The following is a 24,846-nucleotide window of genomic DNA, read 5'->3' on the forward strand; positions in this document are numbered from 1 at the left end:
GAGACCGACCGCATGGTCAGTCGCCGACTGTGCCGTCGTCGCCGGGGTGGGGATCGGGAAACCCATCACCGGACTGTTCGGCGAGGAACTGTTCGAACTGGGCGCCGAGTTCGTCGCCGCTGGGTAGTTCCTCGTCACGTGCCAGCAAAGACCGATTCTCCTGAGCAGCGACGAACGAATCGTACTGTTGTTCCAGCGCAGCGACCACTTGAGCGACTTCCGAGCTGGCTTCCACCTGTTCACTGATCTTCGTGTACACCTCGGCGCCCGCCTCGGACAGCGCGTGCAGCGGAATCTGCAGCGACGCGATTCGGGAGACCTCGCCCAGCAGGGCCTCGGCGGCCGGCGGATAGGCCGTCTGCGCCAGGTAGTGCGGCACGTGCACGGTGAAGCCGAGCGCCTCGTGGCCGTGTTGAATCAGCCTGTACTCCAACAGGTTCGAAACACTGGCCGGAACCTGGACCTCGCCCACCCACGGTGTGTGGTCTGCGATCAGCTCCTTGTTGCCGGCATGCGCGGTCATGGTGACGGGCCGCGTGTGTGGCACCGCCATCGGGATGGCGCCGAGTCCGATGACCTGGCGGACGCCGAGCCGCTCGGACAGCAGCCGCACCGCCGTGATGAAGCGTTCCCAGCGCAGGTCCGGTTCCATGCCGGCGAGCAGCAGGAACGGCGTCCCGGCGGTGTCGTGCAGCGCGTACAGGTTCAGCTCGGGATCGTCGTACTTGGTGAAGTGATCGGTGGTGAACGTCATGAGCGGCCGGCGCGACCGGTAGTCCAGTAGTTCGTCGATGGCGAACGAGGCGACCAATTCGGTGTCGAGCGTGTTCTTCAGGTGCTCGGCGGCCAGCCGGATGGCGTGGCCGGCATCGGAAAAGCCTTCGAGGGCGTGGACCATCACCGGGCCCCGGCCGTCGGAGGCCGACAACTGCGGCGCGGGGAACTCCAGCTCGTACATGCCGCTCTGCTCGGGCTGGTACTGCTGGCCCTGACGGTCGCCGGGCCGCTGGTCGCTCGCGTCGGGCGCCTGCCCGTCATGCTCGCTCACCTTCACACTCCTTGCCGTACTGCCTCGCCCACATCTCGCCGTGGGATGCGTCTCCTACAAGTGTCCCGCACTATTGCCTTGTTCCACGTGCCACCCCGCAGTACGCCATCGTGCACCAGGTGCTGCTCTGGCAATAGGTATCGGGCAAGATCGGACAGATGGTGAGCAACCGACTGGTCGTGAGCGCGTTCGTCGCGCTGCTGGCCACTGCGTGCAGCCCACCGTCGATCAAGGCCGATCCCCGCACCGGCGACGTGGGAGCGGTCGCGCCGGGTCCGGCTGCGGTCCCGGGGTCGCGCCCGGACCCGCGCGTCGGAGCGGTGTTCCTCAGCAGCGATTCAGTGCACACCTGCAGTGGCGCGGTGCTCGACTCGCTGGCCGGGAACCTGATCATCACGGCCGCGCACTGCCTGGATGCGTCGTACGACGCGACGTTCGCGCCCGGCTACCGCGGCGGCGTCCCAGGGGACTTCTGGCACATCGACGCGGTGTATCTCGACCCGCGATGGGTGCGACGGCAGGACCCTGCCGCGGACTTCGCGATCGCCCGGGTCAGCCATGGCGGCACCGCCACGACCGACACGTTGGAGCATCGCACGGGTGGCGGCTTCATCCTCGGCGTGGCACCGGGCCAGGATGTTCCGATAACGGTGACGGGATACCCGCTCGGTGACGGCGGGGCCCAGATCAGCTGCAGCGGTCCGACGTCGCGTCCGGAACGCGGGTTCCCGGCGTTGCGCTGTCCCGGGTTGGTGGACGGGACCAGCGGTTCCCCCTGGGTGTCGGCGGCCGAGGTGAGGGGAGTGGTCGGCGGCCTGCAGGGCGGTGGCTGCAGTGGCAACGATCTGTCGTACTCATCGCCGTTCGACGTGCAGATCCAGGTGCTGTTTCAGCGGGCGCAGGAAGGCGGCCCCGCCGATCGGGCGAGCGGTGCCCCTGACGACGGCTGCAGCACCTAGCTCCTGAACTGGTTTAGTGCCCGCAGCTTGTTCATCACGTCGAGGGCGGCGACCTTGTAGGCCTCGGAGAAGGTCGGGTAGTTGAAGACCGCGTCGACCAGGTACTCGACAGTCCCGCCGCAGCCCATGACGGCCTGGCCGATGTGGACCAGTTCGGTGGCGTTGGAACCGAAGATGTGCACGCCGAGCAGCGTGAGGTCCTCGGTGGACACCAGCAGTTTCAGCATCCCGTAGGAGTCGCCGGCGATCTGCCCACGGGCCAGCTCCCGGTAGCGGGATACGCCGACCTCGTAGGGGATCGAGCTGTCGGTGAGGTCAACCTCGGTGGCGCCGACGTACGACACCTCGGGAATGGAGTAGATGCCGATCGGTTGCAGGTCGGTCATGCCCTTGGAGGGTTCGCCGAAGGCGTGGTAAGCCGCCAACCGGCCCTGGTCCATCGAGGTCGCGGCGAGTGCGGGGAAGCCGATGACATCACCCACGGCATAGATGTGGTCGACCTTGGTCTGGTAGTTGTCGTCGACGAAAATCCGCCCGCGGCTGTCGATTTCGAGGCCCGCCTGGCCGACGTCGAGGTGCTCGGTCTGCCCTTGACGGCCCGCGGAGTACATCACCGTCTCGGCCGGGATCTGCTTACCGCTCGCGAGCGTGGTCAAGGTACCTGCGGGGCCCACGTCCACCGCGGTCACCTCTTCGCCGAACCGGAACGTCACCGCAAGGTCGCGCAGGTGGAATTTCAGGGACTCGATGATCTCGGGGTCGCAGAAGTCCAGCATCGTCGGACGCTTCTCGATCACGGTGACCTTGGTGCCGAGCGCCGCGAACATGGACGCGTACTCGATACCGATGACTCCGGCGCCGACCACCACCATCGACTGCGGCAGGCTCTTGAGGTCCAGGATGCCGTCGGAGTCCAGGACCCGTTCTTCGTCGAACTTGACCCCGGCTGGGCGCACGGGTTTGGTACCGGTCGCGATGACGACGTACCGCGCTTTGATGTTGACGTTCTCATCGCGGGTGGGGTCCTCGATGACCAGGGTGTGCGGGTCGAGAAACCGGCCGTGCCCCTCGAACAGCTCGACGCCGTTGCGCAGCAGTTGGTTACGGACGACGTCTTGTTCGCGGCCGATGACGTGGGTGGTCCGGCGTAGCAGGTCGGCGGGCGTGATCCGTTCCTTCACGCGGTAGCTGGATCCGTACAGTTCGCGCTGGCTCATCCCAGTGAGGTAGACGACCGCCTCACGCAGCGTCTTGGACGGGATGGTCCCGGTATTGACGCACACCCCGCCGAGCATGCGCCCGCGCTCGATGACTGCGACGGATTTTCCCAGCTTGGCGGCCGCGATCGCGGCCTTCTGCCCGCCTGGGCCGGAACCGATGACGACGAGGTCGAACTCCTGCATGGAACCCATGACTGCCAGGTTGGCACGGTGCGCGCGATCGTGCAGCCCGACCATCGGCGAACTTTGCGGAAACACCTCGAGTGGAGCCGGTTATCCACAGATCCGAGTTCATCCACAACGCACTCCGCCGGCCACATCGCCCAGCGATTCCTGACAGACCGCGCTGCCAAGTTCTGGGCATGACAACTTTCAGCTCATTCGATTTCCAACTGAACCGGCCTGGCGCTCTGATCGCTGCGGTCCCCGCCGTTCTGGGGTTTGCTCCGGAGAAATCGCTGGTGCTCGTCACCGTGATCGGTGGCGAGATGGGGGCGGTGCTGCGGGTGGACCTGTCCGAAGGTTTCTTCGACGCCTTGCCCGCCGCGCTCGGACATCTCTCCGATATGGCCGCCGCGGCGGATGCGGATGCTGCCGTCGCGGTGATCGTGGACGAGGCGAACGTCGCCTGCCCGATGTGCGCCGACCTCTACCGCGAAGTGAGCCACGAGCTCGATGAGGCGTTGTCCGATCACGGCATCGAGCTGTTCGCCGTCCACGTGGTCGACCGGGTGGCGGCCGGTGGCCGATGGCACTGCGCCGACGGTTGCGGGAACGCGGGCGTGGTTGAGGATCCGGAGTCGTCGCCCGTCACCATGGCCGCGGTGCTCGACGGCAGGCGCCTCTACGCGCGGCGTGCGGACCTCGTCGACGTCGTCGCCGTCACCGATCCACAGCGTGCCGAGGCGTTACGGCCGGCCATCGAAAAACGTGCTGCGCCAGTGGATTACCCCGGCCGCCCCGATGCCGAGGTGCGCGCCGACGTCGAGCATGCGGTGGCCTGCGTCAGCGGTTCGCCGGACGGGTCGCCGTTGACCGATGACGACACGGTGCGCCTGGCCTGCGCGGTGGCGGACCCGCGGGTGCGGGACACGCTGTATGCCCTGGCGGTAGGGGAGAACGCCGCGTCTGCCGAGTCGGTGTGGGCGACGCTGACACGCACGCTGCCCGCGCCGTGGCGCGTGGAGGCGTTGGTGTTGCTGGCGTTCAGTGCCTACGCCCGCGGTGACGGCCCGCTCGCCGGGGTCGCGCTGCAGGCCGCGCTGGACGTCGACAGCCGGCACCGGATGGCCGGCATGCTCGATGCGGCGTTGCAGTCCGGCATGCGCCCGGACCGGATCCGAGAACTGGCGCTCACCGGGTACCAGCTGGCGGAGCGGCTCGGCGTGCAGATGCCTCCGCGCACGATCTTCGGCAGGTCGGCGTGAGCCGGTCGTGGCGAGCGCCAGGGTTTGTGGTCAGACCTTTTCGACCCTGACCGCATGCGCCATGTGATGCGGCAGTTCGACCTGCTCGTGTCCGGGGATGACGATCAGGACGCTGCCGTGCTCGGTGGCCTGCACCGTGACACGCGCGTTCGGGACGACGCCGGCGTCTTTGAGCCGCGCGATCAACTCGGCGTCGCCCTGGACGTGTTCGGTCAGCTGGCGCACGCGGACCGCGACCGGTAACCCGGTGGGCAGCTCGGTGAGCCGGACGAGGCTGACGTCGGAGTCGCCGGTCGGCATGACGCCGAGTTCGGCGAGGCCCGGGATCGGGTTGCCGAACGGGGACGTGGTGGGGTTCTCGAGTACCTGGACCAGTCGGCGTTCGACGTCCTCGCTCATCACGTGTTCCCAGCGGCACGCCTCGGCATGCACTTCTTCCCACGGCAGGCCGATCACGTCGACCAGCAGCCGCTCGGCAAGCCGGTGCTTGCGCATCACCGATACCGCCAGGGAGCGGCCCTTGTCGGTCAGTTCCAGATGGCGATCACCGGCGACGTGCAGCAGTCCGTCGCGCTCCATCCGCGACACCGTCTGGCTGACGGTGGGGCCGCTCTGCTCAAGTCGTTCGGCAATGCGCGCACGCAGCGGCACCACGCCCTCTTCTTCGAGGTCGTAGATCGTCCGCAGGTACATCTCGGTCGTATCGATCAGATCGTTCATGCCAAATCCTCCAGGCCTCCGCCGGGTGCCAGCTTACCGGTTTGGCCGGGTCAGCAGGCATCCACCACGGCGGAGCGCCGGTGCGGTTCGTGCGGCGATCGGCAACGACCGGACGGGGCACCAAAGACGGTGCCCGCCGGGACAGCCGGCGGGCACCAGGGGTGTGCAGTTTTGGGGGGCGTACGGTCAGCTCGCGTAGGCCCGTAGCCGTTCGGCACGCTCGCCGTTGCGGAGCTTCGACATGACCTCGCGCTCGATCTGCCGGACCCGCTCACGCGACAGGCCGAACAGCTTGCCGATCTGGTCCAGCGTGCGGGGCTGACCGTCATCGAGGCCGAACCGCAGCCGGATCACCTGCTGTTCGCGCTCGTCCAAGGTGGCGAGCACGTGCCGGATGTCCGTGTGCAGCAACTCCGAGATCACGGCGTTCTCGGCGGAGAGCGCTTCGGAGTCCTCGATGAAGTCGCCCAGCGGAGCTTCCTCATCGGTGCCGACCGGCATGTCCAGACTCACCGGGTCGCGGCTGTGCTCGAGCAGGTCGTTGATCTTCTCGACCGGGATGCCCGACTCTTCGGCGAGTTCTTCGTCGGTGGCCTCACGTCCCAGGCTCTGGTGCATCTCGCGCTTGATCCGCGCCAGCTTGTTGACCTGCTCCACCAGGTGGACGGGCAGCCGGATGGTGCGGCTCTGGTCGGCCATGCCGCGGGTGATCGCCTGACGAATCCACCAGGTGGCGTACGTCGAGAACTTGAAGCCCTTGGCGTAGTCGAACTTCTCCATCGCCCGGATGAGGCCGAGGTTGCCTTCCTGGATGAGGTCCAGCAGCGGCATGCCACGGCCGGTGTAGCGCTTGGCCAGCGAGACCACGAGGCGCAGGTTGGCTTCGAGCAGATGCCGGCGCGCGGCCTCGCCGTCGCGGACGATGGCCGCCAGATCACGCTTGCGGTTATCGCCGAGTCGCTTCTTGGTCTCCAGCAGATGCGCCGCGTACAGCCCCGCCTCGATGCGCTTGGCCAGTTCCACCTCGTCCTCGGCGTTGAGCAGGGCGGTCTTACCGATGCCGTTCAGGTAAACGCGTACGAGGTCCGCGGCGGGACTCTGGGCGTCAAGGTCGGAATCGATACGGCTTGTGGTGGCTTTTGCCATTTGCGGCCTCCTGCTCGTGCTCAGCTCGAACTGTCACTTGCTTCAACGCGGAAGCAGCAGGAGAAGTTCCCGGGACGATCTCCGCGCATGGCCTCTGACCTGCGGTTTTTCGCCGTCGACCTGAGAATGTCCTTAGAAAGGAGAAAGAATGAAACTCAGGTAGTGATCAGGGCTCGATGTCGCCGTCGATGACCGGATGCCGGTCCTCGATCGCGGGCCGCTCAGCGCTCGGAAACATGGGGGCCCGTCGGCCCGCGTCGTAGCGGCGCGGCTCCTCTGCGGTACGCGGTGGTCGGTCGTTCGCGATGAGCACCGCGATCCAGGGCAGGGGGATGGATGCGATGAGGATGGCCAGGGAGATCAGGCCGTTGTGCCAGATGCTGTAGGCCAGGGCGGCCAGCAACAGCGCCGGCACACGGAACGACATGATGGTCAGGTAGCGGCGGACGCGAGCGCGGTGCTGCTCCTCGTAGGCGGGTGCTGCGCGAGTGATGAGGACCGGCCGACCTTCGTCGTCGAAACTCAGCTCAGGGCCGTGTTTCATCCTTCTACTGTCCCACATCCGGGTCCGTGCCGCCGCGACCGGTTCGTGCGAAGTGCCACAATGTGTACATGCAGACCGACACCCTCGAACGCACCGATTCCGATGAACAGGTCGACGACGGTACGGACGACGACCGACCCAAGCATTTCCACTACGTCAAGAAGGACAAGATCGCCGAGAGCGCCGTCATGGGCACCCATGTCGTCGCGCTGTGCGGCGAGGTGTTCCCGGTTACCAAGTCACCCAAGCCCGGGTCGCCGGTGTGCCCGGATTGCAAGCGCATCTACGAACAGATGAAGAAATAGCCGGTCAGGCCGGCGGCTCTGCGGGCTGATCGCCGGTCAGGTTCTCCGCCTTCTCCTCGAGCCATTCGCGCAGGCGCCGGGCATGCGTGTCCGGCGCCGGCCATTCTTCCTGGATCGCGGCGTTGAGTTCGGCGCCGAGCATGATCGCGAAGCCAAGGGCGAAGGCGAACAGCAGGAACGCGATGGGCGTCGCCAGCGCGCCGTAGGTATAGCCGGTCTCGGTGATCCAGGTCAGATAGAACCGCAGTCCAACGGTCGCCACCACGAAGACCACGGTGGCCAGCACGGCGCCCAACAGCAGCCGATGCGTCGGCAGCGGATTGGGCAGGGACACCCGGTACAGGACCGTCACGGCCAGCACGATGCACAACAGCAGTACCGGCCAGTACCCGTACTTCATGGCGTTGGACCACGTTTCGGGGATGTGCTGGGCGATCTTCATCGGTCCGATGGCGGCCACCGGAGCGGTCACGATCACGAACAGCAGCATCACGAGATACAAGCCGAGAGCATAGAACCGCTGCCGCACCGGGTGGCGCAGCGGCGTCTGGTCATGGGCCTCGACGACGGCGTCGACGAACGCCGAGATCGCCGACGAGCCCGCCCACAGCGAGATGACAAACCCTAGGGACACCACCTCGCCGCGGGCGCCCACCGCGATGTCACGGACCGTCGGCTGGATGATCTCGTTGATCACGTTCGGCGAGAAGAAGTTCTTCGCCGTCCCGATCAGCTGTTCCTGGATCATCGGTAGCGTCTCGGGACCGAACAACGGCGCCACGTACGCCAAGCTGCCCAACATGCCCAACAGCAAGGGCGGTAGGGACAACGCCGACCAGAACGCCGCCTGAGCCGACTCCGAGAAGATCGAGTCGTCCCAGCTTTTCGCCAGCGCGCGTCGGATAACCCGTAATACGTGATGACGTGTCGGCTTGATCGGCTGCGTCTGGTCGTTCATGGCCAGACCAGCATTACCGAAAAGACCCCATCAGGACTGCATTTGAGGTGACCGGCGGGTCACTCAGTCCTCAGCGCTGACCACCAGCACGGCAGCCAACTCGACCAACTTGGATTCGTGTTCGTTGGCGTGGTGCTGGCAGAACAGAAGCTCCATGCCGGACGGCAGGGTAGCGCGAACGCGGGCGGCGGCACCGCACCGGTCGCAGCGGTCGGCCCGTGTCAGTGTCGGGCCCGTCAGAGTTGCGTTCATGGCGCCTCCTTCTGCTCGTCGCCGCCTGGGCGCTTTGCCGGTTACACATCTCTACTCTCTCAGACGATTTGGATTCCAGCGTTGTTCCCCAGGTGTTCACGGGTGTGTCGTGTCTCACCTATCGCTGGAGTTGCGGGCGCGGCAGGCTGACCGCATGATCGCCGAGCCCGCAGTCCTGGTCCATCTGTGTAGTGAAACGGATTGGGCCCGTGCTCAGTTCGATGGCGAGCTTCGGCCGCCGTCGCTCGCCGAGGTCGGGTTCGTCCACCTGTCGGCTCCGGAACAGGTCCACCTGCCGGCCAACCGCCTCTACCGCGGTCAGTCCGACCTGATTCTCCTGGTGTGTGACCCGCGGTTGCTGGGGTCACCGGTTCGCTGGGAGCCCGGGGTGCCGACGGATCCCGCTTCGATGCTCTTTCCTCATCTGTACGGTGCACTGCCCGTCTCTGCGGTGACCCGCACTGTGCCCTACCGGCCCGGTGTCGACGGCGGTTTCGCGGTTCTGCCGGCGAATTTCGGTACCCATGGTTGTGGTTAACGGAAAATAAATGACACTGTGAGAAATCTGTCCACTCATTGGGAATGTGGTTCGAATCACGATCGGGGGATTGGCACCATCTCGCGCGTACATATCCCCGAACCGGTGAGAGGGCATGATCAACCACACCAATTCTGAAGACGCGGCCGGCAAGCGCCGTCGCGCACGGAGGCTGAAGGGACTCGGCGTCGCCCTGACCGCGAGCGCCTTTCTGGTCATGTCGGCGCTGCCGGCATGGGCGGCCGAGAACATGACAATCACGTTCATCCGGCACGGTCAGTCATACGGAAACACCTCGGGCAACATCGACACCCAGGTGCCGGGCCCGGTTCTGACGCCGGACGGTCAGCAGCAGGCCAAGGACATCGCGGCGAAGCTCGGAGACCGGAACTTCGATGCCATCTACGCGTCCACGATGGTTCGGACGCAGCAGACGGCGACGCCACTGTCGCAATACCTGGGGCTGCCGATCCAGGTACTGCCGGGTCTGCAGGAGATCGAAGCCGGCAAGTACGAAGGCACCCCGGAACGCGCCGGCATCTTCGGTTACCTGACGGCTCCGCTGGCCTGGGCAGGTCTGTCGGTGACGCCGCCGCCCAACATCAGCTTCAACCCGATCACCCCGAACCTGGACGCGTTCATCCCGTCCGCGGCTGATCCGACCACCGGTCTGACCGGCCATCAGTTCCAGGACCGGGTCAACGGTGCGTTGCAGACGATCTACGACAACGGCGATCGCAACGCGGCCGTGTTCTCGCACGGCGGCACCATCATGATCTGGACGATGATGAACGCCAAGAATCTGACTACTGAGCAGAAGATCATGCTGTTCACCCAGCATCCGCTCGGCAATACGGGCGTTGTCGTCGTCGAGGGCAACCCCGAGGACGGCTGGAACCTGGTCGAATGGAACGGCGTCAAGATCGCCGGTATGCAGAAGGGCCCGATCGAGCAGGTGCTGACCCAGGTCCGCACGCTGAGCCGTCAGCTCAACTCGGTGGTGCAGGATGTCGCCTCGGCGTTCCAGACCGGAAACGTCGGCACGATCCTGACCGCGATCAACCACGGTGCGGCCGACGCGCTGTTCTCGACGGCCAAGTTCGTCCGGGCCATCAACGCTCAGGTGATCGGTGGAGTCACCACGGCCATCGACAATCTGCAGAAGAAGCTGGCGCCGCCGGCTCCGGCTGCGGGCACGCCGACTACCGCCCCGACCTCGGGTGCTGCGGTCTCGCCGGCCGCGTTCTCTGCCCCGGCCCCGGCTCCGGCCGCGGCTCGGGCGGGCGACTCGCCGGCCAAGGTTGCCGATGCCCCGGCTTCGGACAACAAGGTCGATGGTCAGGTCAAGGCCGGTGAGGCCAAGGCTGACGCCGACACCGCGAAGGCCGATGGTGAGGTCAAGGCCGATGTGGCCAAGACTGGTGCCGACGCCGCCAAGGCTGATGGTCAGACCACGGCTGACGCGGCCAAGGCTGACGACAAGAAGGCCAAGGCTGACGACAAGAAGGCCGACGCCAAGGCCAAAGCCGATGAGAAGAAGGCTGCGGCGGAGGCCAAGAAGGCCGAAACCAAGGCCAAGGCTGACGCCAAGAAGGCGGCCGCTGAGGCGAAGCAGGCCGAGGCGAAGGCGAAGGCCGAGTCTGCCACGGCCGGCGCCGGCGCTGGAAGCGCCGACTGACGGCTCCCGGTCGGTAGGGCACAAACGGATCGACCCCCTTCTCCTCGGAGCAGGGGGTCGATGTGCGTCAGCTCTCCGTGTGGGCGGACAGCAGCAGGTCCCTGGTGATCTCCAGGTGCCCCACGTGCTGTGCGATGTCGTGCAGGATGTGTAGCAGTGCCCACTCCGGGGTGGCGGTGGCCAGTATCGAGGCGCGGGTGGTGCCGCCGCGCACCCCGTCGGCCACCGAGCGGTCTCGGATTCCTTCGGTGACCGCCACCTCGACCCAGGCGGGGAAGCGCTGCTGCAGCGCCGTCAGTCGTTCCAGCAGCTCGTCGACCCGCCCCGTGGCGGTGAACTCGCTGTCGCGGTCCCGTGGGATTCGTTGTCCGGCAATGAAAGACCCAGCCCAGTAGTCGACCACGCCGATGCAGTGGTTGACGATCGCGTAGCAGCTGTTCGCGCCGGGGAGGTCGGGTCGCCGGTTGGCGAGGTCGTCACCGAGGACCGTGAGGATGCCGGCCATCGAGGTGAAGCATTCGGCCGAGACGTCCAGCAGTGCACGGGCCAGTGGGTTCTCCGAGGTTGGGTCGGTCGGCATGGAACTCCTTGCGGCAGAACGATTTCAGGTGAGATCGACATTTCTCGCGACCACCGTCGGTGTGGCCGTCCGGGCCGCGCAAGCCTTTCACATGCCGAGCTTTTCGTGCCAGCAGATTACGGCGGGTGGCGGCGACGGGGGAGCGGCAGCTCATCAACCGTCTTCTGGACCGAAATATCTGACCTGCGAAAACCGTGGCTGAGCACCTGGCATCGGCGTAAAATTAGACGCCTCGGACTTCAGATCACTGCCCGATTTGGGGAGGCTTCCATGCAAGGAAAATTTCTGCTGACCGTAGCCGCAGCGACCCTCATAGCAGGGTCATTCAACGCTGCGGCCACTGCCCAAGCGGCCCAAAGTTCCAATGACACAACGACGTACAGTCCCGCGCCGCCGACGCTCGTGCAGCCCCTGGATTGCCACGGCACCACCGGCAGCTACGGCTGTGGCCCGGGGTGGTTCTGGAACGGGAACAGGTGCGTGCCCTGCTGACCTGCGCTCGACGAACGAAAACTGCCCCGAAACCGAAGTTTCGGGGCAGCCCGTGAGTCGGGGGATTAGTCCAGGTAGTCGCGCAGCACCTGCGAGCGCGACGGGTGCCGCAGCTTGCTCATGGTCTTCGACTCGATCTGGCGGATGCGCTCACGCGTGACGCCGTAGACCTGGCCGATCTCATCGAGGGTGCGCGGCTGACCGTCGGTGAGGCCGAAGCGTAGCCGGACGACGCCCGCCTCGCGCTCGGACAGGGTCTCGAGCACCGACTGCAGCTGGTCCTGCAACAGTGTGAACGACACGGCGTCCACCGCGACCACGGCTTCGCTGTCCTCGATGAAGTCGCCGAGCTGGCTGTCACCCTCGTCGCCGATGGTCTGGTCCAGCGAGATGGGCTCACGCGCGTACTGCTGGATTTCCAGCACCTTCTCCGGCGTGATGTCCATTTCCTTGGCCAGCTCTTCGGGCGTGGGTTCGCGTCCAAGGTCCTGCAGCAGCTCACGCTGGATGCGGCCGAGCTTGTTGATGACCTCGACCATGTGCACGGGGATACGGATCGTGCGGGCCTGGTCGGCCATGGCACGGGTGATGGCCTGACGAATCCACCAGGTGGCGTAGGTCGAGAACTTGTAGCCCTTGGTGTAGTCGAACTTCTCGACCGCACGGATCAGACCGAGGTTGCCCTCCTGGATCAGGTCCAGGAACGCCATGCCGCGACCGGTGTAGCGCTTGGCCAGCGACACCACCAGACGCAGGTTGGCTTCCAGCAGGTGGTTCTTGGCGCGGTCGCCGTCACGGCAGATCCACTGCATGTCGCGACGCTGCGCGGCGGGCAGCTTCTCGCCCTTCTCCATCAGCTCCGACATCAGCTGAGTGGCATACAGGCCGGCTTCGATGCGCTTGGCGAGCTCGACCTCCTCCTCGGCGTTCAGCAGCGCGACCTTGCCGATCTGCTTGAGGTAGGCGCGCACGGAGTCGGCGGAAGCGGTGAGCTCGGCGTCCTTGCGGGCCTGGCGCAGCGCTTCGGATTCCTCTTCGTCCCAGACGAAGTCTCCGGATGCCTTGTCCTTCTCGGACGGCTCAGCGGCGTCATCGGACTCGTCGCCTTCGGCGGCCTTGGGGGCGGCCTTGGCGCCTTCCGGGCTGGCCGCGCCGTCGGCTTCACCGTCTTCGGTGTCGTCGTCGTCATCGCTGACGTCGTCGTCGGCCTCGAGGTCGTCGTCGAGTTCCAGGTCGGCGTCGTCGACGTCCAGTTCGTCGCCGGGCTCGGCGACGAGATCGTCGACGTCGGTCGCCTCGTCGGTGCCGATGCCGTCCTCGGGTTTGGTCGAGTCAGTGGCCTTGCGGGGGCCGCGCTTGGCGGGGGCTTTCGCCGCAGCCTTCTTGGCGGGGGCCTTGGCGGCGCGCTTGGCCGGCGCAGCCTTCGCGACGGCCTTCTTGGCGGGGGCTTTGGTGGTGCGCTTCACCGGCTCGTCGGTTGTCTCGCTGGCTTTGGTCGCTACCACGGCCACCCTTTCGGTCATTCGTACATCGGTGGCGTGGGCGTGCGCCACCGAAAAGCGTCGGCTGTCGAATATTGGCGTCGATCTTCGATCGGAGTTCACCGCTATACCGTTCAGGCGGCCGCCGTTGACCATTGTAACGACATAGCGCCCAGAAGCCGTATCAGCGGCAGGTTCGGAGCGTTGGCGGGCCGCTAATGGTGGTGCAGCGCGCCGCCCGTGGCCATTGCCGCACCCACGATGCCGGCCGAATTCTGCAGCGTCGCGGCGACCACCGGCGTGCGGTTCTTCAGCAGCGGTACCCACTTGTCCGCCTTCTTGCTGATGCCGCCGCCGACGATGAAAAGGTCCGGCCAGATGGCGTTCTCGATCGCCACCAGCACTTTTGTGACTTCCTTGGTCCAGCGTTCGTAGGACCAGTCCTCGCGTTCCTTGACCGACGACGCGGCCCGGTGCTCGGCTTCCTTACCGCCGACCTCGATGTGCCCGAACTCGGTGTTGGGCAACAACACGCCGTCATAGATCACCGCCGAGCCGATGCCGGTGCCGAACGTCAGCAACACGATCAGCCCGTCCACATCCCGGCCGGCGCCGAACTTCTCTTCGGCCAGCCCGGCGGCGTCGGCGTCGTTGAGGACCGTCACGTCCTGGCCGTCCAACCGCGAGGCGAACATGTCGCGCACGTTGGTGCCGATCCAGCTGCTGTCGACGTTGGCCGCGGTGCGCACGATGCCCTCGGTCACCACGCCCGGATAGGTGACGCCGAGCGGTCCGGTCCAGCCGAACTCGCTGACCACCGCGGCGACGGTTTCCGAGACGGCTTCGGGGGTGGCCGGCTGCGGGGTGGGGAGCCGGAAGCGCTCGCCGATCAACTGGCCGGTGTCCAGATCGACGATGCCGCCCTTGACGCCGCTGCCGCCGACGTCGATGCCCAGCGCTCGATGCTGCGAGCCGTCGGTCGTCGCGGTGGGCGTCTCGGTCATCTGCACTCCTTGGAGGGGGTGGGCTAGAGGGCGCGACCCACACCCTAACCGCGTGTGCTGCGATAGGTGTCATGACAGCACGCGAACCCGACAACAGCACCGCACCTGCTGCGCTGCGCGCGCTCGCCGAACAGTTGGCGACCGAGGCTGCCGCATTCGTCCGCCGGCGGCGCAGTGAGGTTTTCGCCGGTGCCCAGCAGGACGAAGGCGCGGTACGCACCAAGAGCAGTCCGACCGATCCGGTGACCGTGGTCGACACCGAAACGGAGCGGCTGCTGCGGGAGCGCCTGGCGGCACTGCGGCCGGACGACGCGATCCTGGGCGAGGAGGAAGGCGGCGCGGCAAGGGCTCCGGCGGGGGTGCCGGTATGGGTGCTCGATCCCATCGACGGCACGGTGAATTTCATGTACGGCCTGGGTGCCTATGCGGTATCCGTGGGCGTGCAGATCGACGGCGTGTCGGTGGCCGGTGCGGTGGCCAACGTCGCGACCGGGGCGGTGTTCTCGGCCGCGCGCGGTCACGGCGCCGTCGTCGTCCGGGACGGGGTGCGGGCGGCCTTGCGCTGCAACGTCATCGAAGAGCTTCCGATGGCGCTGGTGGCAACGGGGTTCGCCTACGATCGCGCGCGTCGGCGGCGCCAGGCCGGCGTGGTGGCCGAGCTGCTGGCGGAGGTGCGGGACATCCGCCGGGTCGGGTCCTGTGCCCTGGACCTGTGCATGGTCGCGGCCGGGCAGCTCGACGCGTACTTCGAATCCGGTGTGCACGTGTGGGATTGGGCGGCCGCCGCCCTGATCGCCGAGGAAGCGGGGGCAGTGGTCCGCCTACCCGCGCCGGGTGCGGAAGACGACGACCTGGTCGTCGCCGCGGCACCCGGGGTGTTCGCGGCGCTGGCCGGGCAGTTGGAGCGGGTCGGCTACCGCTAGCAGGTCCCGCTGTGGATCTTCGGCAACAGCGAGGTGTCGGCCGGCTGGGTCGCGTCCGGCTTGAGGCTGGCCAGCATGGCCTCGATGTCGTCGCTATGGGCGAGCTCGTTGAACTCGGTGCCGATGGCGAGGTCGACGGAGTCGTCGGGCCGCTGGTCCTGGAACAGCTGGGTGCACGGCGCGACCAGCCACAGTGCGGCCGCGGCGGACTTGCCGGCCGGCCCGAACCGGATCTGGCCCTGGCACTCCATGCGGGTGCTCGCGTACACCGGGTCGTTGCTTGCGGCCGGCTGAGCGAATCCGAGGTCACGCAGCTCGCCGGCGACCTCAGAAGCCTGGCCACCCTGTCCGCTGGCGTTGAGCACGCGGATCTTGGTGTCGGCGAGCTTGGCCGGCACCACGTTGACCATCGAGGACTGCGACACTTCGTCGCCGAGCTTCGGCTGGTTCGGCTCGCTGGGCGCCGGTGGGGGATTGCAGGTGATCGCCTGGTGGATTTCGGCGGGCTGGCCCGCGACCACGAGCCAGGCGATCAGCGTCGCCACGGCGAGTACCGCGAACAGAACCGCGCCGGGCACATAGTTGCGCCGCCGGAACGGCCGGCCGTGCTTGTCGAAGGCCGTGCCATCGGTGATTTGAGCGACCACATGTGCACTGTAGATGCACCGCAGCCAGGGCGATTACCAACCGCCTCTATTGTATGTGATGGAAATCACATACAATCGGCGCGCTTTCTGGGCACGAATCATTTGGTAGAAGCGTTCGACGCTGGTACAAAGCTCTGCTGCAAGGTAACGGAGGGGATGACCATGGCTACCGATTACGACGCCCCGCGGCGTTCTGAGACTGACGAGGTTTCCGAGGACTCTCTGGAGGAGCTGAAAGCACGACGCAACGAGGCACAGTCCGCCGTCGTCGACGTCGACGAGACCGACTCGGCCGAGAACTTCGAACTGCCGGGTGCTGACCTGTCGGGCGAGGAACTTTCGGTCCGAGTGGTGCCCAAGCAGGCCGATGAGTTCACCTGCTCGAGCTGTTTCCTGGTGCACCACCGCAGCCGTCTCGCCAGCGAGAAGAACGGCGTGATGATCTGCACCGATTGCGCCGCCTAGGGATTCACTCATCGAGTGGCCGGTCTCGCACGCTCTTGCGTGCGAGGACCGGCCATTCGGCGTCTTAGGGCGCCCTAGCTACCCTGCAGTGCCGCCAGGATGCGGTCCGGACGGCGAGTGCTCACCAGCCAGTACGGCGTGGGGTCATCGGGATCGTCGAGGACCACGAGGATCAACGGGCCGACCCAGGCCCGGTGGACGACGTACGCGGCCGGATCCAGCTGCCGGCCCAGGGCCGCCGACTTCGCCGATCGCGGCACCTCGGCCGAACGCGAGATCACACTGGTCGGGATGTGTGCCGGCCCGACCCACAGCTCGGTCTCGGCGTCCGGTCCGGTTCCGGTGCTCACCACGCGCAGCTCGATGCGGCCCATCCACACCAGCGTCGCCGCGGCGACCGGCAGCAGCACGGCGAACGGCGCCCACGTCGGCACACCCGACACGCCTTGCACCACTTCGAGTGCGATCAGGGCCGCCAGCCCGAAACCCGGTAACCACCACCACAAGGGCACCGTCAACCGCTCTCGGTAGCGGACGGTTTGGGTGGCTGCTCGCGTGTCTGACACGCGGCCAAGGGTAGTCTGTGGCACCGTGCCCACCTCTCTGGCGGTAGTTCGTCTGGACCGGGATCTGCCGATGCCGGCCCGGGCTCACGACGGCGATGCCGGCGTCGATCTGTTCAGCGCAATCGACCTCGAACTGGCCCCCGGCCAGCGCGAGTTGGTGCCGACGGGGATCGCCGTCGCCATTCCGCACGGCATGGTCGGCCTGGTGCACCCGCGCTCGGGATTGGCCATCCGCGTTGGGCTTTCGATCGTCAACGCACCTGGCACCGTCGATGCCGGGTATCGCGGTGAGATCAAGGTGGCGCTGATCAACCTCGACCCCAGTGAGCCCATCACCGTGCAGCGCGGCGACCGGATCGCGCAGCTGCTGGTGCAGCGGGTCGAGCTGCCCGAGCTGGTCGAGGTCACGTCGTTCGACGAGGCGGGACTGGCAGACACCTCACGTGGCGCGGGCGGCCACGGTTCCTCCGGCGGACATGCGAGTTTGTGATGGCATTCGAGTTCAACCCCGATGAAGACGGCCCCTTCGACGTCGAGGATTTCGACGACCCGGCCGACGCTGAGGCGGCCCGCCTGGATCTTGGTGGGGTGCTCGTCCCGGTGCCCGACGGATCACAGCTCAACGTCGAGGTCAACGAGCAGGGCGTGCCGAACGCCGTCTGGATCATGACGCCCAACGGACGCTTCTCCGTCGCTGCGTACGCGGCGCCGAAGACCGGTGGGTTGTGGCGTGAGATCGCCGCCGAACTCGCCGAGTCGTTGCGCAATGACAACGCGCAGGCCCGGATCGAAGACGGACCGTGGGGCCGCGAGGTCGTGGGCCTGCCCGCGCCGCAGCCCGGCCAGCCGCAGGTCGTGATGCGATTCATCGGCGCCGACGGCTACCGGTGGATGGTGCGGTGCGTCGTCGTGGGCACCGAAGAGACCATCGACGCCATCGCCGACGAAGCGCGAACCTCGTTGGCGGACACGGTGGTTCGCCGCGGCGACACCCCGCTGCCGGTCCGCAGCCCGCTGCCGGTGCAGCTGTCCGAGCCGCTGCTGGAGCAGTTGCGCGCGGCCGCCGCCCAGATGGCGCAGCAGCAGATGGAGCAGGCTCAGCAGGCGCTCGAGCAGCTGCAACAGCACATGCAGCAACAGCAGCCCGGCGTCGGCGGTGCCGACAATCAGCCAAGCGCTGAGCCTGATGCCCGGCGCAGCGAGCAGGGCTCGGCCATGCAGCAGCTGCGCACCCAGCAGATGGGCACCATCACAGGAGGCTGACGGCCTCCCGCAGCGCGGCCACGCAGGCATCGCCCAATACGGTCGGCTCTTCGCCCATGGCGTCGAGGGTGACGGTCCGCAGCGCGGCCCTGGGGGCCGCCACGGCCCATTCCGCGGCGACCGCGACAGGGTGGACGGCATCGTCGACCGCCCCGGCCACGCCCATGGGCACCTGCAGTTCTGCCAGCTGGTCACGCGTCGGCCCGCCGTAGTCCGCTGCCTCTTCCATGGCGTCCGGCAGACCCGGCCATTGTGCCGTCCACGACCGCGTCAGTTCGTCCGCGAGCCAGGCCGGGCTGCCCGCGCGCATGCCGGCGACGGCCGCGTCCAGCCCGATCTCGCGCAGCTGCTGCGCGGAGTAGCGGGCGGCCTGCGCGGCCGGCGCGCCGTCGGAATCGCCCGTCCAGGCGGGTAGGGCGGCCAGCACGGCAATGCACTGGTCCGGGTGCTCGAGCGCCCAGTTCGTTGCCACCGCGGCGCCCAGAGACACCCCACCGACGATGATCGGGCCGTGCTGTGCGGCGGCGTCCAGCGCTTCGAGATAGCCGGCGATCAGGTCGCCCGGCAGCGGCCGTGGGGCGATCACCACGGCACCGGCCTCGAGCAGGGCGCCGCCGAAGGCCCGGCGGATGTAGTCGTCGTCAGATCCCGTGCCCGGCAGGAGTACCGCGGTCATCCCTTGCAAGTTGGCCGTCATTCCTCGATGGTGCCCGGCGGCCGGAACGGCGCTCACAAGGGGGTCGGGCCGGGTGTGCGGTCCAGTGAGCGGGACAACGACGATATGTCCCGCGCCGAAATGGCAAATCGGAACCAACAGGTCTAGCGTGACGTTGGTTAGATAGCGGGTCCACGGTGGATTCGCAGCAAGTCTCAGGAGAGACCATGGCTACGGCGGAAGGCTATTTGCGCCGACTCACCCGGCGGCTTACCGAGGACCTCGAACAGAGTGATGTCCAGGAGCTGAACGACGAGGCCCTCAATACCGGCGCCATGCGGGCGGCGGACTGTACGCGCGGACAAGAAGTGACGATGGTCGGCACATTGCGGTGTGTCGAGACCAACGGCAAGGGCTGTTCGGGCGGGGTACGGGCCGAGCTGTTCGATGGCACCGACACGGTCACGCTGGTCTGGTTGGGTCAGCGGCGCATCCCAGGCATCGAGTCCGGCCGGACCCTGCGGGTCCACGGCCGGCTGGGAAACTTGGACAGCGGGGCCAAAGCGATCTACAACCCGCATTACGAGATTCAGAAGTGACATTCCCCGACAAGGGGACTGCGGACAGCGACGCGCATAGCGAAGCCGACACTGAAGTCAACGCTGAGGCCCTGCAGGACGAGCGCGACTCCAGGCTGACGGCGCACGTCCTGTTGGCGCAGATGGGCGGCCTCAGCGGCCTGATCTATTCGTCCCTGCCGGTCCTCGTCTTCGTCCCGGTGTCCAGTTTTTTCGGGCTGGCTGCCGCGATCTACTCCGCGCTCGGTGTCGCCGGGCTGGTCCTGATCTGGCGGCTGGTGCGCCGCGAATCGGTACAGCCCGCCGTGTCCGGCTTCATCGGCGTGGGTATCAGCGCGTTGATCGCCTACCTGGTCGGCGCCTCGAAAGGCTATTTCCTGCTGGGTATCTGGTCATCGCTGATCTATGCCGGGGCGTTCGCGATCTCGATTCTGATCCGGCGCCCGCTGGTCGGGTACGGCTGGAGCTGGGCCACCGGGCACGACCGCAGCTGGCGTGAGATCCGGCGTGCGGTGCTGGCGTTCGACATCGCCACCGCAGTCTGGGTGCTGGTGTTCGGCGCACGGTTCCTGGTCCAGAACCACCTGTACGGGCAGGACCAGACCGGCCTGCTCGGGGTGGCCCGGATCGCCATGGGCTGGCCGCTGACCGCGGTCGCCGCGTTGGCGTCGTACCTGGCCATCCGGACGGCTCAGCAGGCCATCCGCGACGCCGAGCATCACGCCGAACGGGCTGTCGCCGAAGGCTAGCTCGGGTTCAGCACCTGGTGGCGCAGGTCCTGCTCGACCTCGGCGACCGCGACGAACAGCAGTTCGTCGCCGCCCTCGAGCGGTTCGTCGGACTCGGGCACGATCACGCGTGGGCCGCGCAGGATGGTCACCAACGTGGCGTCGCGCGGCAGCTGTAGGCGCTTGACCGCCTTGCCGCCCCACGGGGTGTCGTCGGGCAGCGTGATCTCGACCAGGTTGGCCTGGCCCTTGCGGAAACTCATCAGGCGGACCAGGTCGCCCACCGACACGGCTTCTTCGACCAGTGACGCCAGCATGCGCGGTGTGGACACGGCGACGTCGACGCCCCAGCTGTCGTCGAACAGCCACTCGTTGCGCGGGTCGTTGACCCGGGCCACGACGCGGGGGACCGCGAACTCGGTCTTGGCCAGCAGGCTGACCACCACGTTGGCCTTGTCGTCGCCGGTGGCGGCGATGACCACGTCGAACTCGTGCAGCTTGACGGACTCGAGCAGCGACAGCTCGCAGGCGTCACCCAGGCGCCACTGCGCCGCGGGGACGGCGTCGACGTCGATGTGGTCAGGATTGCGCTCGAGCAGCGTCACCTCATGGTGATCGACCAGTTCCCGCGCGATGGATCGGCCGACGGCGCCGGCACCTGCGATTGCGACCTTCATGTGCGCTCCCTAGTGGCTTTCGACGTCGTCGCCGGGCGGTAGCGAGGCGATGGCGATGGCCTCGGCCACACGGCCCGAAACCGCGGCCATGTACACCTGGTCGCCGGCCTGGATGACGGTCTTGGCGTCCGGCAGCACGCCGCTGCCGAACCGGATGAGGAATGCGACGCGACCGCCGGTCGCGCCTTCCAGCGCGGTGACGCGGTAGCCGACCCAGTCCTCGTGGAGGGACAGTTCGGTGACGCCGACGTTGCCCGACGGATCCCGCCACTTGGTGGTCTCGGTCTCGCGGGTCAGCAGATTCAGCAACCGATCGGTGGTCCACGGCACCGTCGCGATGGTGGGGATGCCGAGCCGCTCGTACACCGCGGCGCGCTTGGCGTCGTAGATGCGCGCCACGACGCGCTGCACGCCGAAGGTCTCGCGTGCCACCCGTGCGGAGATGATGTTCGAGTTGTCACCGGAGGACACGGCGGCGAACGCGCCGGCCTCTTCGATACCCGCCCGTTCCAGGACGTCCCGGTCAAAACCCATGCCCAGCACACGTTCTCCGGGAAATTCGGGCGACAGTCGATGAAAGGCCGTCTTGTCCCGATCGATCACGGCGACCTCGTGGCCGATGCGGGCCAATCCGTCTGCCAGCGATGCGCCGACCCGGCCGCACCCCATCACGACTACTCGCACCAGCCGATCCTTTCTGGGCCGGGAGCCGGCCCCGAAGCGAATTTCATGCCTCAGCTCAGTCCGAACGGTACAACCCGAGCCCGGGGGCTTACCCTAGCCCTCGTGTCCAAGCTTTCGACCGCTACGCGACGGTTGGTTATCGGCCGACCGTTCCGAAGCGACAAGCTCGCCCACACGTTGCTGCCCAAACGTATCGCTCTTCCAGTGTTCGCGTCGGATGCGCTGTCGTCCGTGGCCTACGCGCCGGAGGAAATTTTCCTGGTGCTGTCGGTTGCCGGATTATCGGCTTACTCGATGGCGCCGTGGATCGGTCTCGCGGTCGCCGCGGTCATGCTGATCGTGATCGCGAGTTATCGGCAGAACGTGCATGCGTATCCATCTGGCGGCGGCGACTACGAGGTGGTCACCACCAACCTGGGACACACCGCCGGGTTGACGGTGGCCAGCGCGCTGTTGGTCGACTACGTGCTGACCGTTGCGGTGTCGACGGCGTCGGCGATGTCCAACATCGGATCGGCGGTGCCGTTCATCGCCCAGAACAAAGTGCTGATGTCGGTGTTGGCGATCCTGATCCTGGCGTCGCTCAACCTGCGCGGCATCCGGGAGTCGGGTACCGCGTTCGCGATTCCCACCTACGCCTTCATGATCGGTATGTACCTCATGCTGGCCTGGGGGTTCTTCCAGATCTTCGTGCTGGGCCATCCACTGCGGGCCGAGTCGGCCGGTTTCAGCCTCAAGTCCGAGCACGGTGACGTACTCGGCTTTGCCATGGTGTTCCTTGTGGCCAGGGCATTCTCGTCGGGCTGTGCAGCCCTGACCGGTGTGGAAGCAATCAGCAACGGGGTGCCGGCATTCCAGAAGCCGAAGTCGCGCAATGCCGCGACCACCTTGCTGTTACTCGGCGCCATCGCGGTGTCGCTGTTCATGGGCATCATCGTGCTGGCGGAGAGGATCGGCCTGAAGATGGCCGACAGTGTGGACCAGCTGGTGGGTGCGCCCGCCGACTATCACCAGAAGACCGTGGTCACCCAGCTGGCGGAGGCGGTGTTCCAGGGCTTTCCGCTGGGTCTCTACGCCATCGCCGGGGTGACCGGCCTGATTCTGGTGCTGGCCGCCAACACCGCGTTCAACGGTTTCCCGGTGTTGGGCTCGATCCTGGCGCAGGACCGTTACCTGCCGCGGCAGCTGCACACTCGCGGTGACCGGCTGGCGTTCTCCAACGGCATCCTGTTCCTCGCGTTCGCCGCCATCGCGTTCGTCGTCGCGTTCAACGCCGAGGTGACGGCGCTGATCCAGCTGTACATCGTCGGTGTGTTCGTCTCGTTCACGCTCAGCCAGATCGGCATGGTGCGGCACTGGAACCGGTTGCTGCGCACCGAGACCGACGGGTCCGAGCGGCGGCGTATGTACCGGGCACGGGTCGTCAACACCATCGGGTTCCTGTGCACCGGCTCCGTGCTGTTTGTGGTCATCGTGACCAAGTTCCTGGCCGGTGCCTGGATCGCGATTCTGGCGATGAGCGCGCTGTTCGTGCTGATGAAGATGATCCACAAGCACTACGACACCGTCGCCCGGGAACTGCGCGAAGAGCCGGATCACGACGTGGTGCTGCCGAGCCGCAATCACGCCGTCGTGCTGGTGTCCAATCTGCACCTACCGACGCTGCGGGCATTGGCCTACGCGCGGGCCACCCGCCCGGATGTGCTGGAAGCCATCACGGTCAGCGTCGACGACGGCGAGACGCGCGAGCTGGTGCACAAATGGGAACACAGTGACGTCTCCGTCCCGCTGAAGGTCATCGCCTCGCCGTACCGCGAAATCACCAGGCCCATCCTCGATTACGTCAAGCGCATCACGGCCGAGTCCAAGCGCACCGTCGTGACGGTCTTCATCCCGGAGTATGTGGTGGGCCACTGGTGGGAGCACATCCTGCACAACCAGAGCGCGCTGCGACTCAAGGGCCGGCTGCTGTTCATCCCGAACGTCATGGTGACTTCCGTGCCGTGGCAGCTGAATTCGTCGGAGCGCGTGAAGGTGACCATGACCCCTGGCTCGGCTCCCGGCGACACCCGACGGGGCATCATCGAGTGACCGACGATATCCCGTCGCTTCACTCGCCCGCGCTGGTGACACTGACCGTTGGCCCGCCGGCCAACGGGGGCAGCTGCGTAGCGCGCCACGATGGCCGCGTGATCTTCGTCCGGCATGCCCTGCCGGGCGAGGTGGTGCGCGCCGAGGTGACGTCCGAGCGCGGGTCGTACTGGCACGCCGATGCGCTCGAGGTGCTCGAAGCGTCGCCCGACCGGGTGGATTCGTTGTGCCCGATCGCCGGGTCCGAGGGATCCGGTTGCTGCGACTTGGCTTTCGTCGATCCCGCCGCGGCGCGACGGCTCAAGGGCGAGGTGGTGGCCAATCAGCTGGCGCGTCTCGGCGGATACGAGTCCGGTGACCTCGAGGCCGCCGAGGTCGGCACCGTCGGCGCGACCGGGTGGCGTACCCGGGTGCGCCTGGAGGTCGGCGCGGACGGCCGGGCCGGTTTTCACCGCTACCACAGTGACGCGCTGGTGACCGACCTGTCGTGCGCCCAGGTGCCGGCCGGGATGTTGGACGACCTGCCGCTGCAACCGCCCGGTGCGCACCTGCACGTGGTGCTCGACGACGCCGGACACCGGCACGTCGTGCGGTCCGGTCCGCGGGGCGGCAAAAAGGGCAAGCCCGGCATGACCGAAGTGGTCTCGGGCGAGTACGAAGCCGTGCAGCGGGTCGGCGATCGGGAATGGCGCGTGCCGGTGACGGCGTTCTGGCAGTCCCACCGCGACGCGGCCGCCACCTACAGCGCGCTGGTCGCCGAATGGGCCGAGCTCTCCGCGGGGCAGACGGCGTGGGATTTGTATGGCGGCGCTGGTGTTTTCGCTGCGGCGCTGGCCGGCTCGGTGGGGGAGTCGGGCCGAGTGCTGACGGTGGACACCTCCCGCGGATCGGCGCGCGCGGCGCGGGCCGCACTGGGGGATTTGGGTTGCGTCGAGGTGGTGACCGATTCGGTGCGCCGGGCACTGGGCAACCAGCGGGTGGCAGCCGATGTCGCCGTGCTGGATCCGCCGCGCACCGGCGCCGGACACGAGGTGATCGATCAGCTGGCCGCCGCAGGCGTGCCGCGGGTGATCCACATCGGTTGTGAGGCAGCGTCTTTCGCCCGTGACATCGGTCTGTACCGCGGACACGGTTACGAGGTGGCGAACCTGCGCGTCTTCGACTCTTTCCCACTGACGCACCACGTCGAGTGTGTCGCCTTGCTGACCCGGTAAGTT

28 protein-coding genes are annotated in these 24,846 nt (G+C 67.0%); 13 read left to right on the forward strand and 15 right to left on the reverse strand.

Going from position 1 to position 24,846, the window contains the following annotated elements:
* Window positions 1-16 precede the first annotated feature (16 nt).
* Entirely contained in the window at window positions 17-958 is a 942-nt protein-coding gene (locus G6N59_RS27970; RefSeq protein ID WP_138230225.1) for a proteasome assembly chaperone family protein, read from the reverse strand.
* A gap of 248 nt (window positions 959-1,206) precedes the next feature.
* Between G6N59_RS27970 and G6N59_RS27975 the strand changes: the two genes are divergently transcribed.
* Window positions 1,207-2,007, forward strand: coding sequence for a trypsin-like serine peptidase (locus G6N59_RS27975; RefSeq protein WP_138230176.1), 801 nt, complete (start codon window positions 1,207-1,209; stop codon window positions 2,005-2,007).
* On the opposite strand, the gene sthA is transcribed toward G6N59_RS27975, so the two are convergent.
* The gene (gene sthA, locus G6N59_RS27980; RefSeq protein WP_138230226.1) at window positions 2,004-3,419 is read right to left on the reverse strand and encodes a Si-specific NAD(P)(+) transhydrogenase; all 1,416 of its coding nucleotides are present in this window, start codon (window positions 3,417-3,419) and stop codon (window positions 2,004-2,006) included. The two genes, G6N59_RS27975 and sthA, sit on opposite strands and share 4 nt — an antisense overlap.
* Window positions 3,420-3,589: 170 nt before the next feature.
* Between sthA and G6N59_RS27985 the strand changes: the two genes are divergently transcribed.
* Window positions 3,590-4,654 carry a DUF4192 domain-containing protein gene (locus G6N59_RS27985; RefSeq protein ID WP_138230177.1) on the forward strand — a complete coding sequence of 355 codons (1,065 nt, stop codon included), beginning with the start codon at window positions 3,590-3,592 and terminating at the stop codon, window positions 4,652-4,654.
* A gap of 30 nt (window positions 4,655-4,684) precedes the next feature.
* On the opposite strand, the gene G6N59_RS27990 is transcribed toward G6N59_RS27985, so the two are convergent.
* The 3 genes from G6N59_RS27990 to G6N59_RS28000 all read right to left on the reverse strand — a co-directional run bounded on the left by G6N59_RS27990 (window position 4,685) and on the right by G6N59_RS28000 (window position 7,064).
* The gene (locus G6N59_RS27990; protein ID WP_138230178.1) at window positions 4,685-5,374 is read right to left on the reverse strand and encodes an iron-dependent transcriptional repressor DtxR; all 690 of its coding nucleotides are present in this window, start codon (window positions 5,372-5,374) and stop codon (window positions 4,685-4,687) included.
* Between the two features lie 186 nt (window positions 5,375-5,560).
* Window positions 5,561-6,520 (reverse strand): sigma-70 family RNA polymerase sigma factor, encoded by a 960-nt coding sequence (locus G6N59_RS27995; RefSeq protein ID WP_020101848.1) that lies wholly within the window; start codon window positions 6,518-6,520, stop codon window positions 5,561-5,563.
* 166 nt (window positions 6,521-6,686) lie between these two features.
* A complete protein-coding gene (locus G6N59_RS28000; protein WP_234884189.1) occupies window positions 6,687-7,064 on the reverse strand; it encodes a DUF3099 domain-containing protein in 378 nt (125 codons plus the stop codon).
* Between the two features lie 68 nt (window positions 7,065-7,132).
* Here G6N59_RS28000 and G6N59_RS28005 point away from each other — a divergent pair, with 68 nt between their 5' ends.
* Window positions 7,133-7,369 (forward strand): DUF3039 domain-containing protein, encoded by a 237-nt coding sequence (locus tag G6N59_RS28005; RefSeq protein WP_029105322.1) that lies wholly within the window; start codon window positions 7,133-7,135, stop codon window positions 7,367-7,369.
* Window positions 7,370-7,373: 4 nt separating this feature from the next.
* Here the strand turns inward: G6N59_RS28005 and G6N59_RS28010 are convergent, their stop codons facing one another.
* Window positions 7,374-8,327: a YihY/virulence factor BrkB family protein gene (locus G6N59_RS28010; RefSeq protein WP_138230180.1), complete on the reverse strand. Its 954-nt coding sequence runs from the start codon at window positions 8,325-8,327 to the stop codon at window positions 7,374-7,376.
* A 63-nt stretch (window positions 8,328-8,390) separates the two neighbouring features.
* Window positions 8,391-8,579, reverse strand: a complete 189-nt coding sequence (locus tag G6N59_RS28015) for a DUF7455 domain-containing protein (RefSeq protein ID WP_133761845.1) — start codon at window positions 8,577-8,579, stop codon at window positions 8,391-8,393.
* Window positions 8,580-8,733: 154 nt separating this feature from the next.
* Here G6N59_RS28015 and G6N59_RS28020 point away from each other — a divergent pair, with 154 nt between their 5' ends.
* Together G6N59_RS28020 and G6N59_RS28025 are read left to right on the forward strand one after the other, a co-directional pair.
* Window positions 8,734-9,117, forward strand: a complete 384-nt coding sequence (locus G6N59_RS28020; RefSeq protein WP_138230227.1) for a DUF952 domain-containing protein — start codon at window positions 8,734-8,736, stop codon at window positions 9,115-9,117.
* A gap of 115 nt (window positions 9,118-9,232) precedes the next feature.
* On the forward strand, window positions 9,233-10,795 hold the full coding sequence (locus G6N59_RS28025) for a histidine phosphatase family protein (protein WP_138230181.1): 1,563 nt from the start codon (window positions 9,233-9,235) through the stop codon (window positions 10,793-10,795).
* A 67-nt stretch (window positions 10,796-10,862) separates the two neighbouring features.
* Here G6N59_RS28025 and G6N59_RS28030 read toward each other — a convergent pair whose 3' ends face one another.
* The 3 genes from G6N59_RS28030 to ppgK all read right to left on the reverse strand — a co-directional run bounded on the left by G6N59_RS28030 (window position 10,863) and on the right by ppgK (window position 14,352).
* Complete coding sequence (locus G6N59_RS28030) at window positions 10,863-11,375, reverse strand: mycothiol transferase (protein ID WP_234884190.1); 513 nt, start codon at window positions 11,373-11,375, stop codon at window positions 10,863-10,865.
* Between the two features lie 557 nt (window positions 11,376-11,932).
* A complete protein-coding gene (locus tag G6N59_RS28035) occupies window positions 11,933-13,420 on the reverse strand; it encodes an RNA polymerase sigma factor (RefSeq protein ID WP_268815798.1) in 1,488 nt (495 codons plus the stop codon).
* A 143-nt stretch (window positions 13,421-13,563) separates the two neighbouring features.
* Window positions 13,564-14,352, reverse strand: coding sequence for a polyphosphate--glucose phosphotransferase (ppgK, locus tag G6N59_RS28040; protein WP_179970249.1), 789 nt, complete (start codon window positions 14,350-14,352; stop codon window positions 13,564-13,566).
* A gap of 71 nt (window positions 14,353-14,423) precedes the next feature.
* On the opposite strand from ppgK, the gene G6N59_RS28045 reads away from it, so the two are divergent.
* On the forward strand, window positions 14,424-15,275 hold the full coding sequence (locus G6N59_RS28045) for an inositol monophosphatase family protein (RefSeq protein ID WP_138230185.1): 852 nt from the start codon (window positions 14,424-14,426) through the stop codon (window positions 15,273-15,275).
* Here the strand turns inward: G6N59_RS28045 and cei are convergent.
* Window positions 15,272-15,922 (reverse strand): envelope integrity protein Cei, encoded by a 651-nt coding sequence (cei, locus tag G6N59_RS28050; protein ID WP_138230186.1) that lies wholly within the window; start codon window positions 15,920-15,922, stop codon window positions 15,272-15,274. The genes G6N59_RS28045 and cei overlap by 4 nt on opposite strands.
* A gap of 162 nt (window positions 15,923-16,084) precedes the next feature.
* Between cei and G6N59_RS28055 the strand changes: the two genes are divergently transcribed.
* Complete coding sequence (locus G6N59_RS28055) at window positions 16,085-16,387, forward strand: DUF4193 domain-containing protein (protein ID WP_138230229.1); 303 nt, start codon at window positions 16,085-16,087, stop codon at window positions 16,385-16,387.
* A gap of 74 nt (window positions 16,388-16,461) precedes the next feature.
* Here G6N59_RS28055 and G6N59_RS28060 read toward each other — a convergent pair whose 3' ends face one another.
* Window positions 16,462-16,953: a DUF3093 domain-containing protein gene (locus G6N59_RS28060; protein ID WP_138230187.1), complete on the reverse strand. Its 492-nt coding sequence runs from the start codon at window positions 16,951-16,953 to the stop codon at window positions 16,462-16,464.
* Between the two features lie 25 nt (window positions 16,954-16,978).
* Here G6N59_RS28060 and dut point away from each other — a divergent pair, with 25 nt between their 5' ends.
* Together dut and G6N59_RS28070 are read left to right on the forward strand one after the other, a co-directional pair.
* Window positions 16,979-17,443 (forward strand): dUTP diphosphatase, encoded by a 465-nt coding sequence (dut, locus tag G6N59_RS28065; RefSeq protein ID WP_043393860.1) that lies wholly within the window; start codon window positions 16,979-16,981, stop codon window positions 17,441-17,443.
* Complete coding sequence (locus tag G6N59_RS28070) at window positions 17,443-18,216, forward strand: DUF3710 domain-containing protein (RefSeq protein WP_138230188.1); 774 nt, start codon at window positions 17,443-17,445, stop codon at window positions 18,214-18,216. The genes dut and G6N59_RS28070 overlap by 1 nt, the downstream gene beginning before the upstream one ends.
* Here the strand turns inward: G6N59_RS28070 and G6N59_RS28075 are convergent.
* Entirely contained in the window at window positions 18,203-18,913 is a 711-nt protein-coding gene (locus G6N59_RS28075) for an alpha/beta fold hydrolase (RefSeq protein WP_138230189.1), read from the reverse strand. The genes G6N59_RS28070 and G6N59_RS28075 overlap by 14 nt on opposite strands.
* A gap of 185 nt (window positions 18,914-19,098) precedes the next feature.
* Here G6N59_RS28075 and G6N59_RS28080 point away from each other — a divergent pair, with 185 nt between their 5' ends.
* Complete coding sequence (locus tag G6N59_RS28080; RefSeq protein ID WP_138230190.1) at window positions 19,099-19,470, forward strand: OB-fold nucleic acid binding domain-containing protein; 372 nt, start codon at window positions 19,099-19,101, stop codon at window positions 19,468-19,470.
* Window positions 19,467-20,198, forward strand: coding sequence for a DUF3159 domain-containing protein (locus tag G6N59_RS28085; RefSeq protein ID WP_407665789.1), 732 nt, complete (start codon window positions 19,467-19,469; stop codon window positions 20,196-20,198). The genes G6N59_RS28080 and G6N59_RS28085 overlap by 4 nt, the downstream gene beginning before the upstream one ends.
* Here the strand turns inward: G6N59_RS28085 and G6N59_RS28090 are convergent.
* Both G6N59_RS28090 and G6N59_RS28095 read right to left on the reverse strand, forming a co-directional pair.
* Window positions 20,195-20,854, reverse strand: a complete 660-nt coding sequence (locus G6N59_RS28090; protein WP_138230191.1) for a potassium channel family protein — start codon at window positions 20,852-20,854, stop codon at window positions 20,195-20,197. The genes G6N59_RS28085 and G6N59_RS28090 overlap by 4 nt on opposite strands.
* Window positions 20,855-20,863: 9 nt before the next feature.
* On the reverse strand, window positions 20,864-21,538 hold the full coding sequence (locus tag G6N59_RS28095) for a potassium channel family protein (RefSeq protein WP_081633431.1): 675 nt from the start codon (window positions 21,536-21,538) through the stop codon (window positions 20,864-20,866).
* A gap of 102 nt (window positions 21,539-21,640) precedes the next feature.
* Here G6N59_RS28095 and G6N59_RS28100 point away from each other — a divergent pair, with 102 nt between their 5' ends.
* Window positions 21,641-23,629, forward strand: a complete 1,989-nt coding sequence (locus G6N59_RS28100) for an APC family permease (RefSeq protein WP_138230192.1) — start codon at window positions 21,641-21,643, stop codon at window positions 23,627-23,629.
* Between the two features lie 41 nt (window positions 23,630-23,670).
* The gene (locus G6N59_RS28105; protein ID WP_179970394.1) at window positions 23,671-24,843 is read left to right on the forward strand and encodes a class I SAM-dependent RNA methyltransferase; all 1,173 of its coding nucleotides are present in this window, start codon (window positions 23,671-23,673) and stop codon (window positions 24,841-24,843) included.
* The last annotated feature ends 3 nt before the right edge of the window (window positions 24,844-24,846 follow it).

This window comes from Mycolicibacterium aubagnense, assembly GCF_010730955.1.
Classification (GTDB): Bacteria; Actinomycetota; Actinomycetes; order Mycobacteriales; family Mycobacteriaceae; genus Mycobacterium; species Mycobacterium aubagnense.